This is a genomic window from Collinsella aerofaciens, assembly GCF_039836695.1.
Taxonomy (GTDB): Bacteria; Actinomycetota; Coriobacteriia; order Coriobacteriales; family Coriobacteriaceae; genus Collinsella; species Collinsella aerofaciens_BD.
Window position 1 is genome coordinate 20,606 of the sequence record NZ_JBDPAC010000010.1, and the last position, 24,323, is coordinate 44,928.

The 24,323-nt window shown below is 61.3% G+C and carries 15 protein-coding genes and 1 tRNA gene; 3 read left to right on the forward strand and 13 right to left on the reverse strand.

The features are described 5' to 3' along the window. Positions 1-7: 7 nt before the first annotated feature. The 4 genes from ABG996_RS06095 to ABG996_RS06110 all read right to left on the reverse strand — a co-directional run bounded on the left by ABG996_RS06095 (position 8) and on the right by ABG996_RS06110 (position 4,374). Entirely contained in the window at positions 8-721 is a 714-nt protein-coding gene (locus ABG996_RS06095; RefSeq protein WP_347478989.1) for an ABC transporter ATP-binding protein, read from the reverse strand. Positions 722-1,046: 325 nt separating this feature from the next. Then, on the reverse strand, positions 1,047-2,252 hold the full coding sequence (locus ABG996_RS06100; RefSeq protein ID WP_347478987.1) for an ABC transporter permease: 1,206 nt from the start codon (positions 2,250-2,252) through the stop codon (positions 1,047-1,049). Further along, complete coding sequence (locus ABG996_RS06105; protein WP_347478985.1) at positions 2,239-3,426, reverse strand: ABC transporter permease; 1,188 nt, start codon at positions 3,424-3,426, stop codon at positions 2,239-2,241. The genes ABG996_RS06100 and ABG996_RS06105 overlap by 14 nt, the downstream gene beginning before the upstream one ends. A gap of 9 nt (positions 3,427-3,435) precedes the next feature. After that, positions 3,436-4,374: an ABC transporter ATP-binding protein gene (locus ABG996_RS06110; RefSeq protein WP_346979182.1), complete on the reverse strand. Its 939-nt coding sequence runs from the start codon at positions 4,372-4,374 to the stop codon at positions 3,436-3,438. A 197-nt stretch (positions 4,375-4,571) separates the two neighbouring features. On the opposite strand from ABG996_RS06110, the gene ABG996_RS06115 reads away from it, so the two are divergent. Further along, positions 4,572-5,717: a sensor histidine kinase gene (locus tag ABG996_RS06115; protein WP_152067462.1), complete on the forward strand. Its 1,146-nt coding sequence runs from the start codon at positions 4,572-4,574 to the stop codon at positions 5,715-5,717. After that, on the forward strand, positions 5,714-6,343 hold the full coding sequence (locus ABG996_RS06120) for a response regulator (protein WP_347478983.1): 630 nt from the start codon (positions 5,714-5,716) through the stop codon (positions 6,341-6,343). Before ABG996_RS06115 ends, ABG996_RS06120 begins: the two co-directional genes overlap by 4 nt. Before the next feature lie 573 nt (positions 6,344-6,916). On the opposite strand, the gene ABG996_RS06125 is transcribed toward ABG996_RS06120, so the two are convergent. The 9 genes from ABG996_RS06125 to ABG996_RS06165 all read right to left on the reverse strand — a co-directional run bounded on the left by ABG996_RS06125 (position 6,917) and on the right by ABG996_RS06165 (position 23,255). Next, positions 6,917-13,213, reverse strand: coding sequence for a Spy0128 family protein (locus ABG996_RS06125; RefSeq protein WP_347478981.1), 6,297 nt, complete (start codon positions 13,211-13,213; stop codon positions 6,917-6,919). A 708-nt stretch (positions 13,214-13,921) separates the two neighbouring features. Next, complete coding sequence (locus ABG996_RS06130; protein WP_347478980.1) at positions 13,922-14,263, reverse strand: 4Fe-4S dicluster domain-containing protein; 342 nt, start codon at positions 14,261-14,263, stop codon at positions 13,922-13,924. Between the two features lie 7 nt (positions 14,264-14,270). Continuing rightward, positions 14,271-15,359 carry a hydrogenase large subunit gene (locus tag ABG996_RS06135; protein ID WP_347478978.1) on the reverse strand — a complete coding sequence of 363 codons (1,089 nt, stop codon included), beginning with the start codon at positions 15,357-15,359 and terminating at the stop codon, positions 14,271-14,273. 5 nt (positions 15,360-15,364) lie between these two features. Then, positions 15,365-16,081, reverse strand: a complete 717-nt coding sequence (locus ABG996_RS06140; protein WP_347478977.1) for an NADH-quinone oxidoreductase subunit C — start codon at positions 16,079-16,081, stop codon at positions 15,365-15,367. Then, the gene (locus ABG996_RS06145) at positions 16,081-16,677 is read right to left on the reverse strand and encodes an NADH-quinone oxidoreductase subunit B family protein (protein WP_347478976.1); all 597 of its coding nucleotides are present in this window, start codon (positions 16,675-16,677) and stop codon (positions 16,081-16,083) included. Before ABG996_RS06145 ends, ABG996_RS06140 begins: the two co-directional genes overlap by 1 nt. A 12-nt stretch (positions 16,678-16,689) precedes the next feature. Then, the gene (locus ABG996_RS06150; protein ID WP_347478974.1) at positions 16,690-19,572 is read right to left on the reverse strand and encodes a proton-conducting transporter transmembrane domain-containing protein; all 2,883 of its coding nucleotides are present in this window, start codon (positions 19,570-19,572) and stop codon (positions 16,690-16,692) included. 180 nt (positions 19,573-19,752) lie between these two features. Next, positions 19,753-20,148, reverse strand: a complete 396-nt coding sequence (locus ABG996_RS06155; RefSeq protein WP_347478972.1) for a helix-turn-helix domain-containing protein — start codon at positions 20,146-20,148, stop codon at positions 19,753-19,755. A 449-nt stretch (positions 20,149-20,597) separates the two neighbouring features. Beyond that, positions 20,598-22,628 (reverse strand): bilirubin reductase, long form, encoded by a 2,031-nt coding sequence (gene bilR / locus ABG996_RS06160; protein ID WP_347478970.1) that lies wholly within the window; start codon positions 22,626-22,628, stop codon positions 20,598-20,600. Between the two features lie 550 nt (positions 22,629-23,178). Further along, a tRNA-Met gene (locus ABG996_RS06165) sits at positions 23,179-23,255 on the reverse strand. Between the two features lie 196 nt (positions 23,256-23,451). Here ABG996_RS06165 and ABG996_RS06170 point away from each other — a divergent pair. Beyond that, on the forward strand, positions 23,452-24,225 hold the full coding sequence (locus ABG996_RS06170) for a type III pantothenate kinase (RefSeq protein ID WP_347478968.1): 774 nt from the start codon (positions 23,452-23,454) through the stop codon (positions 24,223-24,225). Positions 24,226-24,323: the final 98 nt, after the last annotated feature.

Consider the following 24,323-nt stretch of genomic DNA (forward strand, 5'->3'; position numbering starts at 1 on the left):
GCGCCGCCTACCAATCGAGCTCGGCGGCCGCAACGGGCGACTCGTTGAGCTCATCCTCGACGATGTGCCCGTCGCGCAGGCGCAGCACGCGATTGGCCATGCGCGCGATGGCGGCATTGTGGGTGACAATGATGATGGTGCAGCCGTAGGTGCGGTTGACATCCTCCATGAGCTGCAAGATTTCCTTGGACGTCTTATAGTCAAGCGCGCCCGTGGGCTCGTCGCACAGCAGCAGGCCCGGGTTTTTGACGAGTGCGCGGCCGATGGCACAGCGCTGCTGCTGGCCGCCCGAGACCTGGCGCGGGAACTTGTTGCGGTGCTCGTAAAGGCCCAGCGAACGCAGCAGGTTGTCGACATTGAGCGGGTTTTTGGACAGGTGCGCCGTGACCTCGATGTTCTCCTTGATGGTGAGGTCGGGCACCAGGTTGTAGAACTGGAAGACAAAGCCCAGCTCACGGCGGCGATACTCGCCCAGGTCGGCAGGCTTGAGCACTGTGAGGTCGCAGCCGTCCACCATGATGGAGCCGCCGTCGGCATCCTCCAGGCCGCCGATCAGGTTGAGAAAGGTCGACTTGCCCGAGCCCGAGGGCCCCAGCATGACGCAGATCTCGCCGCGGTTGATGGACGCGTCGATGCCATCGAGTACCGTCAGGCGCGCATCACCGTCGCCGTAATGCTTTTTGAGATCCTTAACCTGGACATAGGCTTCCTGCGTTGCCATGATATCCCCCGTTGTTAGCCTCGTACTACTTTATGAGCGTAATAGTAAACCATGGCCAACTATTTTGGAGCGAGGCCTGGATTTTATTTCAGGCTAGTCATTGGGGACGTTCTTAAATGACTAGCTGTTAGGGACACTCTTTCGCCACCCGGCAGTTGGGGACGTTCCCTTTCTGCCGGCAGCTGAGGACAGTCCTTGGCAACCCGGCCGGCAAGCCGGCGGTTCGGCAAAGACTGTCCCCAATGACTAGTCGTTTAAGCCTGTCCCCAATGACCACTCTTGGTCGTTTAAGTCTGTCCCCAATGAGTACCCGATGACTAGGTGGCTAGGCGTGGGATTTGGTGCGCACGAGGGCTAGGCCTACGGCGGCGATGGCCGCGGCAAAGAGCACGGTGACGCCCAGGTCGCAGGCGATGTCGCCCAACATGGCAGACGTCAGGTCCGACGCGAGCGCCTTGCCGATCGCGTCGTTCACCCAATATGTCGGCACAAAGTGCGCCACGGCCTGCACGGCCGAACCCATGAGCGACAGCGGCATCCAGGCGCCGCCCAAAAACGTCATGAGCATGCCGAGTAAGTTGCCCACGCCGTTGAGCAGCTCCTCGCGCGCGCCCAAGCTCGACAGCGTAAAGCCAACGGCCAGCGGCGTGCACGCCAGGGCAAACGTTGCCGCCAGCGCAAGGCACACGCGGCCCACGCCGACCTCGGCAACCGCGCTGGCAAAGCCCACGATGCCCATCATGCTCGACACGAGCCAGATGCAGACGGTGAGCACCGCGGCAGCCGCGAACACGGCAAGTGAACGCTGGCGCTCGGAGACCGGGCCGGCCTCCATGCGGCGCACGCGCTCGGGCTCGTTCATGCCCGAGAACACCAATCCCACCGATACGATGACCGACGAGATAATCGCGTACGCGCCAAAGTTGAAGTACGACTCGAGCGTGGCAGCAGCAGTCGAGTCGACCTTGACCTGCTCGATCTGGACCTCCGCGCGCTTTGCAGCGGCATGCTCGGCGGCCTTGGCGACGCTGCCGTTAGAAGCGGCGGGCTCAAGCGCCGCCGCAGCGCCCGCGAGCGAGATCCAACGCAAGGCTTCGGCAGACGAAAGCGCCGCCGCCATGGTGCCGGCACCGTAGGTCACATCGAGCTTGGGCAGGGACTCCCCCACGCGGGCGGCTGCAACGAGGTCGTCCTCAAACCCCTCCGGGATAAAGAACACGCAGTCGGCGCTGCCCTTGGCGCTGTTGCTCTTGGAGAGCGCGTCCGCAAGGTCGTACGTGTCGTCGCCGACGCCCGTGACCAGGTCAAACCGCGAACCTAGATGCTTGGTAAGCGCACGCGAAAGGTCGCTGTCGTCGCGGTCGACCACGATCACGTTGGCATCGTAGGGCTTGTACTCGGTGAGCTGCGACGAGTTCCAGCTCACCGATGCCGCGATAAATACGCCCATGAGCGAGATGAACACCGTATAGATGATCAGGTAGAACGGGTGCGCCAGCGCCATGCGAAGCGCGGTCTTAAAGGTGCTCATAGCGGCTCCTTCCAAAGATCAGCGTAGCGGCGGCAACGAACAGCAGCGCCATAAGGACCAGCGCGCCCGCACGGATGACAAAGGGACCCAGGTCCTCAAAGAAATACAGGCGGTTGAACATGTCGCAGATAAGCTTGACGGGGTTGAGCCAGCACTCGGCCGGACAGGCGCGGGCGACGTCGTCGGCAAGCGCCATCGCCGGCTCGCCGTAGAGGCCGGCGAACAAGGCGCACGTGGTAGCAAAGCCCGTGAGGATGCCGGACTTGGACGCCTTGCCGCCCTTAACGGGAAGCGTGCCCACAAAGAGCCCCAGGCCCGTGGCGGCAAGCGCGGAAGCGGCACCGCCCACCAGACACAGCCCCTCGCGCCCGCCAAAGTCGACGCTCACGACCAGGCGCACGTAGCCGATCGCGATCGTCATCGAGGCAAAGGAGACCAGCCACGAGCCGACAAAGATGCCGGCCAGCGACGCTGTCTTGGAAAGACCGCCCACGCAGCGACGTGCACCAAGGCCGGACAGATTGGGCTGCAGGTCGACGACGCTCAAGGCGGCAAACTCGGCAGACATCATCGCGACCAGGCCAAAGAGCGCGTAGTAGTAGATGACCGTGCCGTCGGGCGTGGTGCGTGTCAGGCTTACGCGGCGGGTGCCGCCCTCGAGCGACAGGGCGCGCGCAACCGCCTCCGGGTCGGCGAGCGCCGCCGGATTGTCCTGGGCAATCTGGCGCATGAGCTCGGCATTTTGCGTATACGAGCTTGCCACCGTCTCCAAAATGCTGCGATCGGTGAGCACCGACGATGCGCGCGAGCTGTCGTAGCTCGATAGCAGTGTGAGCTTGGGTACGCCCGCGTCGTCGACCGTATAGATGCCCGCAACCTCGCCGGCCTTAAGCGCACGGTTCGCATCGGCTGCGTCGTCGAGCTCGTAGATCTCGAGCAGCTGATCGTCGCCTTCCTTGGCAAGCGAAGCCGCCGCATCCTTAAAGGTCGAGGCGTCCCAGGCCTCATCCGCTACGACGGCCACTGGCACCGGGTCGATCTTGTCGTCGGAGCTGAGGTTCGCAAACATAAACATAAACATCGTGGAAAGCGCGATGGGAAAGAGAGCGCCCCAAACCCACGTGCTCGGCCGGCGCAGCAGCGTCTTGACCGTAATGATAATGGTGTTGAACATGGCCGCCCCCTAGTCGCGCAGCTCGCGGCCGGTGATCTCGAGGAACACGTCGTTGAGGGTCGGTGGCTCGCTCCACACGCGGCCGAGCGCAACGTCGGCAGCGCGCAGCGTGTCAAGGATGTCGACCAGGTTATGCGGGCTCGCCTCGCAGGCGCAGACGAGCTCGCCGCCGGACAGCTCAACCGAAAGCACGTGCTCAAGGGCGCGCAGCCGCTCGACCGTGGCGGCCTCGACGGCGCCGACCTCGACGGTCACGCGCTCGCCCATCTGAATCATGCGCTTGAGCTCGTCGTTGGTGCCCTGCGCCAGCACGCGGCCACCGTCCATGATCATGATGCGGCTGCAGATTTGCTCGACTTCCTCCATGTAATGGCTGGTATACACCACCGTGGCGCCTTCGTCGCGCAGGCGGCAGATGCCCTCCAGGATGGCGTTGCGGCTCTGCGGGTCGACCGCCACCGTGGGCTCGTCAAAAAAGATGAGCTCGGGTTTGTGCGCGATGCCGCAGGCAATGTTGAGGCGACGCGCTAGGCCGCCCGAAAGCTTACCGGGGCGAAACTTGGTAAAGTCGCCCAGCCCGACAAAGTCGATGGCCTCGTCGACCAGTGCGCGGCGACGCTTTCGATCGTTGACGTAAAGGCTGCAGAAATAGTCGATGTTCTCGCGCACGGTGAGCTCGTCGAATACCGCCACCTGCTGCGGCACCACGCCGATGCGGCGCTTGAGGTCGTAGCGGGCGGGCGTCATGGGCTCGCCGAACAGCTCGATAGTGCCTTTGTCGTAGGCGAGCAACTGCAGAATACAGTTGATGGACGTGGTCTTGCCCGAGCCGTTGGGGCCCAGCAGGCCAAAGATCTCGCCGGGGGCGATGCTCAGGTTAAAGTGGTCGAGCGCAATAAGGTCGTCATAGCGCTTGACGAGGTTTTCGACGTGGACGATGTCTGTCATGAGGCGGCCCTTCTGTTGATTGCGGCCCGGTACGATTGCATCATCGCAGGAGCCGCCGGCGCGCGCCAGTGAGCTTTGTCACGAGTGCGGAGCTTGGCCGTGCGGCCTGCCGATGTCCCCGCTTTGCCGCGTGGGAGGAATGTCACGGTTGCGCAGGCGGTCCCTCCACCACGCGCGGCTTCGCGTACAATACCCGTATGAACAGGCTTTTCGACAAATCAATCGTTCTGGCGTGCTGTATTGCGGCCGCCATGGGCCTTGCTGTGGACGCTCACCTGGTCGCGGCGTTTTGCCTTGGCGTTATTGCCACCTCACTGGCCGAGGTCGCACAGAGAAACCGCGCCCGCCGTGCGAGCGAGGCCGCGAGCTACGCTTACATCATCGCGGCTGTCTTCGTGCCGCCGTTTGTGCCGTTTGCGCCTCTCGCCTTCTATGACATCGCGCGGCGCGTGCGCCGTGAGCACGCCTGGGTCGTACTGGGCATTGGCTCCGTCTTTGCCTTTGCGCTCGTCGCGGACCTTCGCACCGACGCGCTTACCGTCCGAACGCTCCTGCTGACCTCCATCCTTTCGGTCGCCGCCGCCTTGTTATCGCTACGTACCGCCCAGTTGGAGCGCGAGCAGCAGCGCATGCGCCGTACCCGCGACGAGCTGCAGGAACGAGCCCTCGCGCTCGAGGCGCGCAACCGCGATCTTGCTGACCGCCAGGACTACGAAGTCGAACTCGCGACACTCGCCGAGCGAGCCCGTATCGCGCGCGAGATTCACGATAACGTCGGCCACCAGCTCACGCGCGCCTCGCTGCAGGCCGAGGCCCTGCGCGTCGTGCACGCCGACGAGCCCAGGGTTGCCGCCGATTTCACCGACGTCAAACGCACGGTTGACGAGGCGCTCCAACTCGTGCGCGCCAGCGTCCACGCGCTCAACGACAATGCGACTGACCTCTCCGTGCAGCTCGAGCGCATCGTTGAAGGCGCACGCTCGGACAGCGGTCCGCAGATTGAGCTTGAGGTTTTGGCCGAGCATACACCCGCCAACGTCGCCAACTGCTTTGCGGCAGTGCTACGCGAGGCGCTTTCCAACGCCATGCGCCACGCCCATGCCAAAACCATTACCGTGCGGTGCATGGAGCACCCATCGTTTTACCAGCTCATCGTTACCGATGATGGAACGGGCGGGGTTCGAACAGGCGCCCGCAGCGCCACAGGGGGTATGGGGCTCGCCTCCATGCGCGAGCGTGTCGAGGCACTTGGCGGCACTTTCACTGCCGGCTCGCGAGTCGGCGCCTCCGGATGGCGCGTGTTTGCCACCATTCCCAAGCAGCAAGGAGATGAGGGCCGATGAGGCTCATAGTTGTCGACGACGACCATCTGGTGGTCGATTCACTCAAGATTATCCTGGGCGCTCAGCCGCAGATAGAGGTGGTGGGCACCGGTGCCGACGGCGACGACGCGGTCGCGCTCTACGCCGAGCACGCACCCGACATCGCACTGCTCGACATCCAGATGCCGAAGCGCGACGGACTTTCGGCGGCACGCGAAATCCTTGAGCGCGATCCCGCGGCGCGCGTGGTGTTTCTGACGACGTTTTCGGATGACGAGTACATTGTGTCGGCGCTCAAGTTGGGCGCCCGCGGCTACCTGATTAAAACCGATGTCGCCGCCATTCCGCCAGCGTTGGCGCAGGTCATGGATGGCAAACGCGTGCTCGAGGGAAAGGCGATCGAGGACATCGATTTTGACGGAACGGGCGTCGAGGCGGGCACGACCCGCCGGCCCGCGGCCTTTGTCAGCCTGACCGACCGCGAGTTCGAAGTCGCAGAGCTCATCGCCCGCGGCCTCGACAACAAGGAGATTGCCGCCACCGCCTATATGGGCGAAGGCACCGTGCGCAACCACATCAGCTCAATCCTTGCCAAAATGGGCCTGCGCAACCGCACCCAAATCGCCATCGCCTATCTGCGAGGCTAGCCGCTGGCTGCCGCCAATTTGATGCCATTTCAAAACTATGCCGGTTTACTACGATGAACCGCATATCTCCGACCACGGCAAATTGCGCACTTACAAAACCGCAGGTAGAACACTTGCGATATTTGCAAAAATGCGGGTGTGGTCAGGAATCTCGGATTCATCGTAGTAAACCGGCATAGTTTTGTTCGGGCGGCCCTGCACGAGTGTCTCCGCCAGCCTCGCGGGACCAAAATGAGCCGTTTTCCTCCGTCCCCAATGGATCAGCCGAAACCGCCCGCCACGAAATCGGCCCATCTACTACGTTTGACTCGATACCCCTGACCATACCTTCGTTTTGAACAAAACCGCAGGCGTTCTACCTGCGGTTTTGTTTTTGCGCTTTTCGGCATGGTTGGGGGTAAGGGGCTAAACGTAGTAGATGGGCCGGTTTCGTGGCGCGCCCTCCTCCCCAACGCACAAAAGCGCCACCACGGAGGAGGGAGATGCCTCCGTGGCGGCTGGGGGTAGGAGTAGGTCGGGATTTAGCCCTGCCGGCCGCCCGGGGCCTTTTGGCCCCGGGCGCTGTCGACGTGCCTAGCGCTTACGGATACCCCAGACCAGGGCTCCGACGCCGGCCATGGCGATGACAAATGTCATAAGCAGAGCGGCGGCCTGCTGGTCACCCGTGGTGGGCAGGAAACCCTTGACCGTCTTGACGATATTCGTCACGGTCTTGGGCGTGCCGGGATCGGGCGTCGGCACGGGCGTCTCGGGCTTCTTGTACGTGTTGTTGAACACGATACCCTCGACGCTCTTGTCGCCCTTGGCAAAGGCGACGCTTGCCTTGAGGCTGCCCTCGCCGTCATCGACCACGTTGACGGTCGCGGTAAAGACGGACTTGTCATAAGTCATACCGGTCTCGTCGCCCTTGACCTCGCTGATGGTGTAGACGTACGTTCCGGGCTCGTCGTACTCGAACTTGTCGAAGTTGATCTTGCCGTCGGCATCGTTGGTAACCGTAGACTCGATGTCCTCGCCAACGAGCTTAAAGCTAAACTCGTCCTTCTTGAGCTCGCGTCCCTCGAGCACCTTGATGGCGCCGATGGAAACCTGCGTGGGCATGGCGTGATACTTGTTGGTAAAGCCAGCCGACTCGGTGGTTCCCTCGAGCTTGTGCGTCGCGGTCAGCGTGCCGTCGCCGTTGTCGGAGACGGTGGTCACGACGGTGTAGGTCGTGCCGTCATAGGTGACGCCCTTGTACAGGCCGAGCGCGTTGGGGCAAGCCTCGCGCAGCGTGTACGTGTGCGTACCGGGCGCCTCGTAGCGGATCGGGCTCAGCGTAACGTTACCGTTGGCGTCGTTGGTGCCACTAGCGACAGTCACGCCGTCCTCGAGCAGCTCAAACGTGAACTCGCCAGCTGCAAGGTCGCGGCCGGTCAGACGCTTAACCGTCTTGACCTGATCGGTCACGGAAGAATCGGTAGGTGCCACGCCGTACGTGTTGGTGAACGTAAAGGCCGCACCGTCGCCGCCGTCGCGCTTGACGATCAGATGTCCGGCACCGTCATCGGTCACGGTGTAGGAAACCTTGCGCGTGGCGTTGGTGTCGTTGGTCACGCCAGGGGCGCTACCGGACTCGGCCACCGTGTAGGTAAAGGTGTGCGAGCGCGGGGCAGCGGGATCTGCGGGCTCGGACTCGTCGCTGGGCTCGTCGGCGTTGGCATCAGCGTCGGCGTCGGCCTCTTCAGCCTCTGCCTCGTCGGCCTCAGCCTCGTCAGCTTCGTCTGCCTCGGCCTTATCGGTCGCATCGTCCGTCACGCCCAGGGCGCGGTTGAGGTCCTCGAGCGTAAAGTGGATCTTGCCAAAGTCCACGTTGCCGGCCGCGTCGTTGGTTGCGGTCGTGCGCTCGGGCATCGGGGCACCCGCCTCGTCAGCGGTCACGGTAAAGGTAAACTTACCCGCGATGTCGGCCGGGGCCAGGCCCTCGGCTGCCTGGAGCTTCTTGGTGCCGATGAGTGCGGCATCCACGGCCTCGGCGCCGTAGACGTTTTCGAACAAGGGCTCGACGCCACCGTAGTCGACCGTTGCCGTCAGGGTACCGTCACCGTTGTCGACAACGATAACCTTAAAGCCAAAGCTCCACGTTGTAGCGGAAACGCCATTCGGCAGCCCGAATAAATCTTCGTAGGCCGTGTAGTTAATGGTCCAAGCGAGCTTACCGTCCTTGTCGGTACGATGGGCAAGCCCAGCCGCCTCAAGATTGGCAAGCATCTCGGTGTCGTAGTGCAGCGCATCAAAGCTCACATGCCCGCCGATATTAGGCTTGAGGTTTTCGTAGCCCACAAGCTCGCCCTGATAGGCAATGCCGAACCAGAACTCGCCGTCGGCCATCGGACGACCGGTCAGGGTCTTGGTGGCGACAACCTGAGCAGCGGTACCACCAGGCGTATTGGTCGTAGCGCTGTAGCTGTTGTGGAACGGAACCAGGGCACTCTCGACCTTGTTCTCACCGCTCTTGTGGACCGTCGTATGCGTACCCTCGGGACCGCCGGAGACGGTCGTCGTGGCGGTAAGCGTACCGGCACCGTCATCGGCGACGGCGATCGTCACGGTACGCACGGCGTCGTCGTAGGTGTAACCGGGCTTGCCGTCATTCTTCTCGGCTACGGTGTACGTGAAGGTCTTGCCGGCGTCAGCCTGCGTAAACTTGACCTCATGGCCAGCCAGGATGTCGATCAGGCCGACCGTTGCCTCTGCCGTCGCAGGGGACTTGAAGTTGTTGGCTCCGGGCAGCAGGCCAAGCGCGTTGGCCGAGGCCTCGTCGGCAGGCGTCACGGTAAACGTGAACTGACCCTCGGTCATAGGACGTCCGGAGAGGCTCTTGCTGAGCTTGAGGCCGCCGGCCGCGGTGTAGTTAAGCTCAGTGCGGTACGTGTTGGTGAAGCGTCCGTTTTCCTTCTTGGTGACATTGGCGGTCAGCTTGCCCTCGCCGTCCTCAGTCACGGTCACTTCGGCGGTCGCGACATGCCCGTCATACGCCATGCCGGCCGCGTTACCCGCGTTCTCGCGGATCTCGTACGTGTAGGTTCCGGCAGCCGTGTAGCGGATCTTGCCGAACTTGACGGCAGCGATGCCATCCTTCGCATCGTGCTTGTTCACGGTCACGGTTGCAGGATCGGGCAGCGGGGTGCCCTCGGCGGCGGTGATGGTAAAGCTGAACTCGTCGGAGTCCGTCCAGTCGCGACCGTCGATAGCCTTACTCAGATCAAAGTCGAGCTCTGCGTCGAGCGGGGTCACGCTGTAGGTGTTCTTGAAGGTCGCAGCCGTGGCGTCCTTCAGGACATGCTCAGCCTTGAGCGTGCCATCGCCCTTGTCGGTAATGGTGGTCTCGATGGTGTACTTGGCGTCGCCGTACGTGATGCCCTTGCTGGTGGTTCCGCCGTTGACCTCGCGCAGCGTGTAAGTGTGCTTGCCGGGTATGTCGTAAGTGATTTTGTCCATGACAATCGTGCCGTCGGCAGCGTTAGTGCCCTTGGCGACGACCTTGTCGCCCTCGACCAGCTCAAAGGAGAACTCGCCGGCAGCAAGCTCACGCCCGGTCAGAACCTTGTTCGCGGTAATCTGGTCGGTGACGCTCGTCTCGACAGGCGTCGCGCTGTAGGTATTGGTGAACGTAAATGCCGCGTTGCCGTCCGGCTTGCGGGACACGCTCAAATTGCCCTTGCCGTCATCGGTCACGGTGAAGGAAACCTCGCGCGACGGCTTGGCGTCGTTGGTCACGCCAGCGACCTCGCCGGACTCGGTCACGGTGTAGGTAAAGGTGTGCTCGCGCTTCTCGGGCTTCTCGCCCAGAGCCTTGTTAAGGTCGTCGAGCGTAAAGGTGATCTTGCCAAAGTCGACCTTGCCCTTGGCATCATTGGTCACACTCGCGTTCGCGGGCATGGGCGTGCCCTCTTCACCGGTCACGGTAAAGGTGAACTTGCCGGCAATGTCAGCCGGGGTCAAGCCATCAGGAACCTGCAGGTTCTTGATGCCCGTAAGCGATGCCTCGGCAGCATTCGTGGTGTAGGCGTTCTTGAACTCGATGCTCTTGACGTCCTTGGCGCCCTTCAGCTCGTGCGTAGCGGCCAGCTGGCCCTTGCCGTTATCGGCAATGGTCGTCACGACAGTGTGGATCGTATCGTCATAGGTGATGCCGCCGGCGTCGCCCTTGACCTCGCGCAGCATGTAGGTGTGTTGGCCGATCTCGGTGTACTTGATGGTGCTGAACGTCACCTTGCCGTCGGCGGCGTTCGCAACGGTCTCGATAAGCTCAGAGTCCTCGCCCTTAACCTCACGCAGCTCAAAACTGAACTCGCCTTCCGTCAAGTCGCGCCCGGTCAGGGACTTGGCCACGGTAATCTGGTCGGTAACGCTGGACTCAACAGGATCCGCAGCGTAGACGTTCTTGAACTCGGTCACTTCGGCTTCACTCCAGGCCACCTTCACAGCGGCGCTGAGCTCACCCTTCTTGTTGGGCGTCACCGTCACGGTGATCTCCGCGACGCTACCGCTGTAGGCAATGCCGTCAATCGTGGTCCCGGCGTGCTTTTCGCTAACCTTGTAGACGTACGTGCCAGGCTCGGTGTATTCAATCGTGCCGAAGTCGATGGCAGCCTTGCCCTTGTCGTCCAGGTCGGCCCCGTGCACGATCGCAGTCGTAGTCGCAGGCATCGGAGCATTGCCCTCGGACGTCAGCCCAAACTCAAACGTGTCCGTATCCGTCCAGGCGCGGCCCTCGAGCACCTTGGTTAGACCAAAGCTGGCCTTGGTGTTCACCATTGCCGGCGTCATGTCATACGCAAAGCTGATCTTGCCGTTGTTGCCCAGGTAGGAGTTGACATGCGTCGCGGTCGCCTTGGCGGATATGTTGTTCCACTTGGGATTGAGTACGTCGGTCGCGGTATCGGTTTTGTTGCCGCCCACGCTCTCCTTGGTGGTGTGGAGCTCATCGATAAAGGCCAGGCGTGCGGTTCCGACGCTAAACGACAGGTTTCCGTCCTTGTCGGCAACTATAGCGCCGTCAAACTTGGCAGCGTCGCCACCGATGAACTCGATGACGGCAGTGGTGGGCTTGGCCTCGTTGTTCTCGCCCTGCTCCTCAAACTCATCCTTGTAGTAATAGGTACCGGTATCTGCCAGCGAATTCTTTGCAGGCTGCGTGCAGCCCTTGTCCGTGTAAATGGGAGTCTGCTTCTGGAAGTAGTAGTAGCGGTTGGTGTCGGCCGGCTCAAAGGTCGCGACCGTATCACCCAACGCACCACCGCTCCACTTGTTCGCGTAGAAACTCACGGTCTTGGTGCCGTCAACGACAGTCGTATTGTTCTCGATGTAGTCCTTGAGTCCCGTGACCTTCTCAGGCGTAAACAGGTTATCGAGGGCGTCCCTCTTCACGCTCGAGGCATACTTCACCTGAATGGGCTTAACGCTGTCGACCGAAAGCTTGCCGTCTACGGTCTTAAAGTGACTCAGCGGAATCAACGACGCAGGAATATTGACCGTTACGATATCGCCCTTCTGGGGATTGTCATCGCCGGCACGCTGCACGGTAATGAGCAGGTCTTTTGCCTTGCCGGCGAACTCGTAGGTGTCGGTATTGGTTTCTTTGTTGACCGTCTTGCTCGCCTCGGTAAACGGCGTGCCGTTGATGACGACTTCGGTAAATCCGTCGACCTGCATAAAGTCGCCCAGCTCGTCGGTAAACGTGATGTAGCCGGACTTGGTCTCGTCGTAGCCCTTATGGATTTCGGTCGGATAAGGCGGCTCCGATGTGATGGCCTGAGAGATGTCGTCGAAGACCTTCTTGAGCTCTTCAGCATTGGTCGCCGACTTATAGTAGTCGGAGTTTTCCGCGCGTGTGCCGTGAGCGTTCCATGCCGTGGCATTGGGATAGTTGCTCGAAACGGCCTGCATGAACTTGTTCTCTTTTTGGCTTTCCCCCGAATCCTGGATACCAGCGCTGGGATCCGCGCCATCAAAGATGCCGATAGTATAAACGGTGGCCTTGCTGTCCTTCATGTTCTTGGCAGCCGTCACGGCAGCGTTAGCAACCGTAGGATCAAACTTGTCAATTTTCGTTGGCGTGCCGTCGGTAAAGAACACAACAATCTTCTTGGCGTCCGCGCGACCAGAAGTGATACCCTCTGCCAGCTGCAGACCATTGTCGGCGCGCGTTGCACCAGCGGGTGTAATCTGGGCAATCCTATGCTTAAGAGCTTTCACGTTGCCGCCGGAGCAATCGGTCAGGTCTTTCATAACCTGTGTGTAATTGTAGGTGTATCCTCCGTCACGATACGTCTCGTTGCCGATATTGTTGGACGTCTTGCCCGCAAACTTAACGATAGCAACCTTATGCTGCCTATCCACGCCCTCGATGCCCTCGTTTTGTTTGGCAATGGCGTCGATGAAGCTGCTGGCAGCGCTCTCCAGCGCATCGATGCGCCTGGTGGGATCTCCACCGCCCATCTCATAATCCATCGAGCCAGAGGCATCCAGCACCATCACGATGTCGAGCGGCGTGGTAACCGTCACGGTTGAATTAGACGTCGAGGACATCGCCGAAAGCGTGGTCAAAAAGTCCGACTCTTCGTTTTCCTCGGTTGCCTTGACCGTCTTGTCGGTCCAGATTCGACCAACGTTTTGGGTCGTTACCTTATTGCCACCGTGGCCTGCCGCCCAGATTTCCCAGCGACCGCTGGTGTCGGGGTCGGCGACCTTTCCGGTCATTATCGGTCCGTCCATTCCTGTGCTGGACCTGGCGTTGGCCTCGGGCAGCATGGCGAATGCTGCGGCTGGCAACACCAGCACTACGGCCAGTATCACCGCCAAGAGACCCCTCGTGTACTTACCCATCGTGTCTCCCTTCTCGCGGTCTCAGACCTTGCATCAGCCTAAAGTTACGAAATGAGACACAATTAGGGCAGGTGACACACGTTCCAGATTTGATTTTGGGCGTGAGACAAATGTCTCACCAAAGTTGAGACACGAGAGTTTTCGCAGGAAAACGGATGCGGCTCGGAGCCAACAGGTCAAAATGATCCGTTTTCCTCCGTCCCCGGGGGATCAGTTGGTAACGCTCGCCACGAAATCGGGCCATCTACTACGTTTAACCCGATACCCCTGACCATAACCGTGTTTTACGAAAAACCGCAGGCTTTCTACCTGCGGTTTTCTTTTCGCATTTTTTGCCGTGGTTGAGGGACGCCGCCCAAACGTAGTAGATAGGCCCATTTCATGGCGAACGGGCCACACGGATGTCCTCGCGAGGCCAAAATGATCCGTTTCCCTCTGTCCACGGGAGATCAAGTGCTGTTACGAATATGGTGTCATTTCAAAACTATGCCGGTTTACTACGATAAAAACGAGATTCCCGACCACGCGTGATTTTTTCGCAAAACTACAAGCCGTCTACCTGCGGTTTTGATTTTGCCAAATGCGGTGTGGTTGGAGGTGGGCGATTTATCGTAGTAATCCGGCATAGTTTTGTTCGCGACGGCACAACCGCGCGTTTAAGCGCGGGGCCGGTGGGGCATTTTTGCCCCACCGGCCCCTATTCCAGCGCTATTCCGGCTTGGTTTCTACTGTGGGAGTCTTGTCCGCTGCGACTGGAGTGCGGGAGGTGTCCATAGTCAGGCAGTGTTTGGGGCAGCTCTCGATGCACTCGCCGCACACCACGCAAGCGTACGGATCAATCGACCAGGTACCACCCTTGCGATCGACCGCAAGCGCGCCCGCCGGGCAACGGCGCGCGCACATGCCGCAGCAGATGCACACGTCCATGTCGTTGACGATATGTCCGCGCAGGCGCGCAGGCGCCGCGAGCTTCTCCTGCGGATAGCACACCGTTACTGGCCGCTTGACCATAGAACCCAAGGCCGTCTTGGCAAATGTCAGCAAACTCATGCCGCGCCTACCTTTCCGTGCAGCTAATGCAGGGGTCGATGGTCAGGATAATCATGGGCACATTGGCAATGAGCACGCCCTGCAGCGCATGCGTCAGACCCGCCAGATTTTGCGACGTCGGCGTGCGCACGCGGAAACGGTCCAGATTTTTGGTGCCGTTGCCGCGCACATAGTAATACGCCTCGCCGCGCGGTTGCTCAATCACAACCTCGCCGCGCGCGCCGTCGGCCGGCGTGAGCTTGGTGCGCCCGCCGATACCGTCATGCGGGATCTTGCCCACAAGCTCCTTAATGATGTCCATGGCCTGCGTAACCTCGGCACAGCGCACCTGGCAGCGGGCATAGCAATCGCCATCGGTAGCAACGATGGGCTCAAACGCAGCCAGGTCCGCATAGGCACCGTCGTCAAACATGCGCACGTCGTAATCCACGCCCGATGCGCGCCCAAACGGACCGACCATCGAAAGCTCCAGCGCGTCTTTCTTGCTAATCATGCCCACGCCATGCAGGCGCTCGCCGCAGCTGTTGTCGTCCACAAACGTATGCACCAGGGCCTCGTAGTCAGGACGCATGGCATCGAGCGTCTGGACAATGCCCGCCAGCTCGGAGTCCTCGATATCGTGCTTAAGGCCGCCGATCTCGTTAATCGACAGAATCACGCGCCCGCCGCAAGTGCTCTCAAAAATCTTGAGTATCTGCTCGCGCAGGGTCCATGACCGATAGAACAGCGCCTCGAAGCCAAAGGCGTCGGCGAGCAGGCCCAGCCACAGCAGATGCGAGTGGATGCGCGAAAGCTCATGCAGAATGGTGCGGATATATTGCACGCGGCCGGGCACCTCGATACCGAGCATGCGCTCGCAGGCGCTGGCATAGCCGCAGCTATGGCCCACGGCGCAGATACCGCAAATGCGCTCGGCGATGTAGCCAAACTGATGCATATCGCGCTTTTCGGTGAGCTTCTCGAGTCCGCGGTGTACAAAGCCGATCTGCGGAATTGCCTCGATGACGCGGTCGTCCTCGATCACCAGGTCCAGGTGAAGCGGCTCGGGCAGCACTGGGTGCTGCGGGCCAAACGGAATAACGGAGCGATGTGCCATGGACCTTACGCCTCCTCTTTCTGCCTGTCGCGGGCGGCCTTGGCGGCAAGCGCCGCGCGGACCTTGGCCGCTTTCTCGGGATCCATGGCGGCGAGCTTTGCCTCCATCTCGGCAGCCTTGAGCGCGGCCTTCGCAGCAGTTTCATCGTGCTGAGCATCGGAGCCGGCAGCCGCAGCGGGCTGAGCAGCGGCGCCCGCGGCGTCGCCGGCGCTCGCAGCACCCTCCCCTGCAGCAGCCGCAGCCGCGGCGGCCTTTTCGGCCGCGGCTTTGCGCGCCTTGGCCTCGGCGGCGGCACGGACCTTCATGGCCTTCTCGCGTGCGGCCTTCACCTCGGGCGTGATAACGCTCATGGGTTCGGCAGTCGAGACCTGGTAGAAAAAGCCCTTAAAGTCGATCTGCATGTCGGTGATGGCAAGCCCAAACAGGTCGTGCGCTTCGTTCTCAAACGGAAATACCGCCGGATAGTACGAGCTGACGGACGGAATCTCCTGATACTGATCAATTCCCTCAACCACCAGGTTCTCGATCGCATAGCTGCCGTCCTGCGCAATATTCTCCTGAGCAGCGCGGACGTTGATAAACGTATAGACCAGGCGATACGATCCGTCGTCCACACAGCGCTCGGCATGCATCTGCACAAAGCGCGCGCCGACGCCCTTGAGCGCCTGGACATGCGACAGGAGCTCGTCAATCCCAACGGTGGCATAGATAGCCTTTTGCATTACTCGGCCTCCTTTGCAGCGGCGGGCGCGGCGGACCTGGTGGACACGTTGACCTCGACGCCGTCACCGGCGACGGCCCCGGCCCCCGCAGCCACAAACCCGTCCTCGCCCAGCTCAACGCCACCGTCCCAAGTAACGGCGCCGCCCACGGTAAGCGGATCGCCGCCGGCGCGCATCACGGCCTCCTTCTGGTCCAGAATGCCGCACGCCTCCACAATGGCATCGATCACGGTCTCGGGGCGAATGGCGCACCCGGGCGCGTACACGTCCACGGGAATCGCGCGGTCCACGCCGCCGATTACGTTATAGGCATCGCGGAACACGCCGCCCGAACACGCGCAGATACCGCAGGCCACCACACACTTGGGCTCGAGCATCTGGTTGTAAATCTGGCGCACGACGGGCAGATTCTGCGCGTTGACCGACCCCGTCACCAAAAAGATATCCGCATGCTTGGGGTTGCCGGTATTGACCACGCCAAAGCGCTCCGCATCGAACAGCGGCGTGAGCGAGGCCAGCACCTCGATATCGCATCCGTTGCAGCTCGAACCGTCGTAATGAATAACCCACGGCGAGCGCGACATTTTATGATCCATGGATGCCGCCTCCTAAATAAATACGTCGACGAGGATGGGCATAAGGTTGAGCAGGCCAAACACCAGCGCCACGCCCCATCCGAGCCTAAAGCAGCTGCGCCAGGTGCTGCGTGCGAAGGTGTTGTCGATCAGGACCTCGACAAAATACGTCGCGGCCATCACGACCAGGGCTACAACCCAGCTCACGGGGTTGTCCCAAACAAAGAACATGCCCACCCACATCAAAAACAGCACGGTCTCGCACCAGTGCATAAGGGTCATCTTGGCCAGCGTGCCGCCGCTCATCTCGGTGGCGACGCCCTGGACGATCTCCTGATGCGCGTGATGCGAGTACGAAAGGTCAAACGGCGACTTGCGCAGCTTGATGGTAAGCACCGCGAGCAACGCGAGGAAAATGGGTGCGCTGTACACGATGATGGGGACCGACTGCCCCGTCACGGCGATGGAATCGAAACTGTCGGTGGCAAGGTACAGGCCCACGCTCATCAGCAGAACGGCGGGCTCGTAACTCATGACCTGCAGCAGCTCGCGATCGGCGCCAACCTGGGCAAACGGGCTTTGCGTCGAGGCGGACGCCAGCACCACAAAGATCGCGGCGAGCGTCACCATAAAGGCGCACAGCAGTGTGTTGGAGCCCGACACAAAGATGCCGCCGCCCACCACGGTAAAGATGAGCGCGCACGCCATGTAGGTGTCGTCCATGGTGTTTACGCTGGCGGGGGCCTTGCGCAGGAGCTTGGCCACATCGTAGAAGGGTTGCAGCAGGCGCGGGCCCACGCGGCCCTGCATGCGAGCCGAAAGCTTACGGTCAAGACCGTCGATCAGGCCGCCCACAAGCGGCGCCAGCAGGGCAAACACCACGGTACCAATAAATATGCCCACGACGCCCGAGCCTTCGAAATACTTACCGCGCAGCACCGAGGGCGCACTCATGGCAAGCCGCTCGGGCCCAATCCACGCGCAACACAGCAGCGCAAACAAGATAATGCTGCAGCACACGACGCTGCCCGCGGGGCCAATACGCTTCTCGCCAAGGGCGTCCTCCGAGTACCAATTGCGCTTTTCGGCCTTCACCTCGTGTCCCATCGAGCCGCGGAAATGGCGATATTTGTCGGTTCCCACACCCGAAAGGTACACGTTGACGTGCGGCTTGTTGCTCACGCGGAATGAAGTCAGCAGCACCACGGCGATAAAAGCCACGATAACCACCATCAGATACATGGCGTCCTTGCCAATAACGTACGGCACGCGGCCAAACACCATGGCGAGGTAAGGCGACACCAGACCGCTCGAGATAACCGGGAACGCCACGCAGCACAGAATCAGCAGCGCGGCGATGGTGTTGAGGGCCATCCATTCGGTCTTATGGACATTGGCCTCAACGTTTTGAGCCGTGGGGTCGACGCCCGAAAGCTTGGCAAGCCACTTGCCCCAGAAGAAGAACGTCGCGGCCGAGCCAAAGGCAAGTACCATGATCATTAGCACGTTGCCGGTCTGCGCAAACGCCACCAGGGCGCCCCACTTGGACACGAGCATGCCAAACGGCGCCACAAACATGCCCATAATGCCCAGCATCATCAGACGCGTCAGGTGCGGCATGCGGCTGAACATGCCGTCCATGTCCTCGATATTGCGGCTGCCGATATGGTGCTCGGCGGTGCCTACGCACAGGAACAGCAGCGACTTAGCCACCGTGTGGAACAAGATCAGGAAGATGGCCGCCCATACGGCCTCGGGCGCGCCGACACCCAGGCAGGCACTGATGAGACCCAAGTTGGAAATGGTGGAGAATGCGAGCACGCGCTTGGCATTGCTCTGCGAGATGGCCATGAGGGCCGCGAGCAAAAACGTGATGGCACCCACACTCGTAACCATAAAGCCGGTCACGGGATAGATGGCATAGAGCGGGCTCAGCTTGACCATTAGGAACACGCCGGCTTTGACCATGGTGGACGAATGCAGCAGGGCGCTCGTGGGCGTGGGGGCAACCATGGCGCCGAGCAGCCAGGTATGGAACGGCATCTGCGCGGCCTTGGTAAGGGCGGCGAGCGACAGCAGAACGACCGGCATCACCAGCAGCGCGGATTGCGCGGTTCCGGCGCCGGAAAGCTCGATCATGCCCGAGATGGTCAGCGGCATGCCGTTAACGTGCAGGTACATGAGTCCGGCCAAAAACGCGATGCCGCCCAGCATGTTGAGGATGATCTGGGTGAAGGCGTTCTTGATGGCCTCGGGCGTGCGCGTGTAGCCAATCATGAGGAACGAGCACACGGTGGTGATTTCCCAGCCGCAGAACAGCCACTCAAGGTTATCGCTCGTCACGATGACGAACATGGCCGAGAGGAACAGGAACATAAGCGCCAGGAACTGCGGGCGACGGTCGGGCGCGGTCTGCCCGCGCAGCGCGGCCTCGTGCTCGTCATGGGCCTGGAAGTCCTTCATGTAACCCAGGGCATACACGCAGATTAGACTGCCGACGATACCGACGGCGAGGACCATGATCACGCTCATGTAGTCCAGGTAGAGCGGCGTCGCCGTGACGGCCTCGGCCACGGGCAGCGTCATGGCTGCAAAGGCGAGCGAGCCCACCAGCTGCACCACGCCGAGCACCGTGGTGAGCGTGCTCTTATATTTACGCGCGTTGTACAGGATGACGGCGCACAGAATCACGTCGATGGCGGAGCTGATGATCGAGAGCACATGCGAGGTGCCGGGGGCAACCTCAAAGCTCTGCGGACCCGTGCCAAAAAACATGACGGCGACTACAACTGTCACCGCCATAATAATGCCGGAACCTATGAGCCCCACCGCATCGCGGGCGCGGTCACCGCGCGCGAGCAGCATGCCCAGCGCCGGTACCAGCGGAAACAGGGTAAGGAAATACAGTAGCGTCATACCATCACTCCCCCATGCAAAAACGCTGCAATTGTTTAACGTTATAGCTCAATTGAGGAGCAGCGGCGGCAGGTTTTCGGTCAACTGGGGAGTTTTAGGCGTACGGGGCAAGGGCGCGTCCGCTTTGGAGCAGAGAGGCGGCAAGAAAAATGCGCCCCTGTGGGCGCACCATCCCGTTTGCTATTCCGCCTTTTTAACGCGCGGCTTGCGACCGCGCGGCTTATCGACCAGTGCGGACTCACCGCTCTCGCGGTACTGACGGCACCAAGCCTTGACCGAAGACTCGCTGGGAATCTTGTGCTTGATCATGGCCTCGCGAACCGTCAAGCCGTTTTCCAGACGGTCCTTAACCACAGCGAGCTTTACGTCGTACGAATAGGTGTGATGATGCGAACCGGCATTGAGAACGGCGTCGGCACCGCCCACGGCATACGCGCGGGCCCACTGACGAGCCGTGGCCTGGGGAATGCCAAGCTCCGCGGCGAGAGCGCGATGATCGACCCCCTCTTGGAGGATCTCGACGGCGCGCTGCCTAACCTCGGGCGCATGCGTGCGAGTCCTAGTTGCTTCCGACATACCTGCCACTTCTTAGCCTTAGCCGTTAATCTGCTTTCTTACGTGCAAGTTAGATAGTAGCATTTTACTGTTTGCTCAAAGCAGTTAATTAAAATAGACGCGGCGTTATCTGGGCATTTGGCACCAAATTACGACATTTCTTTATCGATTATTTACGCTGGTAGCTGACTCGCAGCTAATCGTCATTCGCTTGTCAACAAAATTGGCATCTCTTTATGTCCTTTGGTATAGAGGATATAGTTATTAACCCCTCCCCCAATAATTTTGAGTGATCTGCAAGGCAGTAGACGTCCTCACTCCTCATGATTACCGCGCATTGCCATCCACCGGAGCAAAACAAAAAGGGCGGGACCTGCTGCGCTTGCAGGCCCCGCACCGGTTGACACCCGACGGGACACAGCCGGGCGAGACGGATCCGTGCTACCGCCCCGCCTGGCCGCGATGCTCAACTACAGCTCGTTGGCCGCGTGATACGCCGTGCGAATGGCGCTCGCGATGTCGGCGGTGCGCTCGCCCGAGCAGTCGCCCACGCAGGTCACGGGCACCGTCACGCCGTCCAGGTCAAACGCGTTGGCCCTGGAGCCCACGGCCATCACCACGTAATCGCAGGCGATCTTCACCGGCTCCTCGGCGCCGTCCTCGGTGGTGCGCACGGCCTCCACGCCCTCGTCGGTAATGGCGGTCAGGCGGGTCTTAACATGCTGCTCCACGTTGTGCTCGGCAAAGTCGCTCATAATCAGCGGCAGAATGGTCTCGGACTCGCCCGCGGCAATCTTGTCGAGCATCTCCACGATCGCCACCTCGCAGCCGTGCTGCAGCAGGTACTCGGCAGTCTCGGTGCCCACCAGGCCGCCGCCAATGACGGCGACGCGGCCCGTAAGCTCCACCTTGCCGGCCAGCACGTCCCAGCTCGAGACGACCTTGTCCGAGTCGGCACCCGGAACGGGGATGACCACGTCGTGCGCGCCCACAGCCACAATCGCGGCGTCGGCGGCGTTGAGGTCCTCAGCGGTAGCGGCATGGCTGAGCTCAACCTTCACGCCCAGGCCAGGCAGAATCTTCTCGTAGTACTCGACCGAGCGCATAATCTCGTCCTTGCGCGGAGGCGCGGCCGCCAGCACAATCTGGCCGCCCAGATGATCGCTCGCCTCGTAGATGGTCACGTCGTAGCCGCGCTTGGCCGCCACGCGTGCGGCCTCCAGGCCGGCGATGCCGCCGCCCACCACGGCAATCTTCTTGTCGCCCTCGCCCGGCTTGATGGCGATGGTCGCCTCGTCGCCGTTCTCGGCATTGAGCACGCACGAGATGTACTTGCGATTTTGAATCGCGTCGACGCAGCCCTTGTTGCAGTTGAGGCACTCGCGGATGGGCTCACCCGTGGCGGCCTTCAGCGCAATGTCGGGGTCGCACATGAGCGAGCGGCCATAGGCGATGATGTCGGCCGCATCGTCTTCCAGGATCTTCTCGCCGGCCTCGACCGAGACAACACGGCCGACGGTTGCCACCGGCACGGAGACTAAGGCCTTGACGCGCTCGGCCACGGGCAGCGTCCAGTTGTAGGGCATGGCGCCCATGGGCGGAATGGTGTCGCCCATGTTGCCGGTGTGGTTGGCCTGCGCGACCTGGATCATATCGATGCCCGCGCCCTCGAGCAGCTTGGCGAACTCGCAGGCCTCATCGGGCAGCAGGCCGCCCTTGCCGCGCGGCGTGCCGTCGGGGTTCTCCATGATCACGGGGAGCTTGTACTCCACCATCAGCTCCGGCGCGGCTTCCTTAATGGCAGCGACAACCTCCAGCGCGTAGCGGACGCGGTTCTCGAACGAGCCACCGTACTCGTCGGTGCGCTGGTTGAGGATGGCCGAGCACAGCGAACCCACCAAGCGGTCGCCGTGGACCTCGATGGCGTCGATGCCGGCCTGCTGTGCGCGAGCGGCCGAGGCAGCGATGGCCTCCTTAATCTGGGTGAGCTGCTCTACGCTCGCCTCGTTCACAAAGTGCTGCATGTCGTGATGCAGCTTGGCGTAGGCCTGGTTGCGGATCTCGTTGGACTCGGCCATCTTGGCGGCAAAGGTCTCCTCGTCGCCGGCGGCCTTGGCCTCCCGCGCGGCCTTGGCGGCAACCATGGAGCCCATGACCATGCGGCCGACACCGGGCACGTCGTACTCGGGGTGGAACAGCTGCAGCGCAACCTTGGCGCCGTGCTTGTGGACGGCGTCGGCCAGCGCCTTAAACGTGGGGATCTGGGCGTCGGTTGCCAGCTTGGGCGTGGGGCTCGCGGTCATGACGGGAGCGACGTCGCCGATGACGATGTAGCTCACGCCGCCGCGGGCCAAGCGCTCGTAAAAAGCCAGGCTGCGCTCGCCGATGGAACCGTCGCGCTCCTCGTAGCCGGTGGTCAGTGGCGGGAACATAATGCGGTTCTTGAGCTCAAGGGGGCCAACCGTAATGGGCTGGAGCAGCTTGGATGCAGGTGCGGTCATAGACATTCCTCTCTTGTAGGCGCGGCGGCGATGATGCCGCGTAGTTGTCTAGAGGATATGGCATGGGGGCACAGCGGCACAACGGAAATCGGCGAATATCAGGTGGCGGCAGGTGGATGGGGCAGAGCGGCCCGTCGGATGGGATGAGCCTGGCCGCCGGTTTGTCTTGATCTGTAACAGTTACTCAGCAAAACCGGGTCTTACTGTTACAGATCGAGACATTCCTCTCGACCCAACCTCAACAATCTAGATCTGTAACATCTAGACCCACTTTTGACCCCTACCTGTTACAGATCGAGACAAACGGGACCCGCCTGCTAGAAAATCTCAATCTATAACAACAACTCGGCAAAATCCGTCCCTCGTGTTACAGATTTAGACAAACACGACCCAACCCACCGGTATATCTCGGTCTGTAACACCTAGTCGCCCAAATCGGGTCTAGATGTTACAGATCGAGATTTTGTTTGAGAGGCCAAGAATTGGACCGAAAACACAGTCCCGGGATAACAAAAAAGCTCGCCGGCTAGGCCGACGAGCTGCAAGTTCTTGGTCGCGGGGGCAGGATTTGAACCTACGACCTCCGGGTTATGAGCCCGGCGAGCTACCAGACTGCTCCACCCCGCAATGTCTGGGCGCCTCATGTGCGCAAGAAGGAATATTACGCGGGAGTTCGGTAAACGGCAAGGAAAATCTCGTAGAGCATAATTCCTTCATATTTAAACCCCTCAGCCCCTATCACCGTAAACGAATCGCAGCCGAGCGCCGTCGACGGCACGTATACAATGGTGCGCGTCCTTTTATGCCAACACCGGGAGTAGACATGCTGCTCGCTATCGATATGGGAAACACGCAGACGGCCATGGGCCTGTTTGACGGAGACGAGCTGGTGCAGTCGTGGCGTATGCCCACCGACCGCTCCTATACCGCCGACGAGATCCACGTGCGCCTGATGGGCTTCTTTAAGATGTACGACCTCTCGCTCGGCGCGGTCAACGCGATCGCCTTTGCCGGCGTGGTGCCGCAGCTCTCGCGCGAGTGGCACGCCGTGGCCGACCGCATTGCCGCGGACGCCATCGTCATCGGGCCGAAAACGGCCGCCGTAACCAAGCTGCGGGCGGCGCGCCCCCAAGCCGTAGGCGCCGATCGCGTCGCTAACGCCGTTGCGGCCGAAACTTTCTACGGCGCGCCGGCAATCGTGGTGGACTTTGGCACCGCAACCAATATCGACGTCATCGACGAGGACGGCTATTACATTGGCGGAGCGATCGCGCCGGGCATCCGCATCTCCATGGACGCGCTTGCCGCCCGTGCCGCCAAGCTCGCCAGCGTTCCGCTCGAGGCGCCCGAGCACGCCATCGGCCGCGATACCGAGGAGTGCATCAAGGTCGGCGCCGTGATGGGCGCCGCCGCCATGGCCGAGGGCCTGGTCGCGCGCATGAAGCGCGAGCTGGGCCGCGAGGATGCCACCGTTATCGCCACGGGCGGTCTCGCCGGCATCGTCGCCGATTCGACCGATGCCTTCGACGTGGTCGACGGACAGCTCACCATCAAGGGTATCTGCGAAATCTACCGCCGCATGCAGGAGCTAGGGTAGGACAGGGGCTTAAGTCGAGCACGCCCGATGCCACAGTCCCCGCAAATGCTCGCCAAGCCTATTCCTCAAAACTGAAAAATTTTCAATTTTGAGGAATA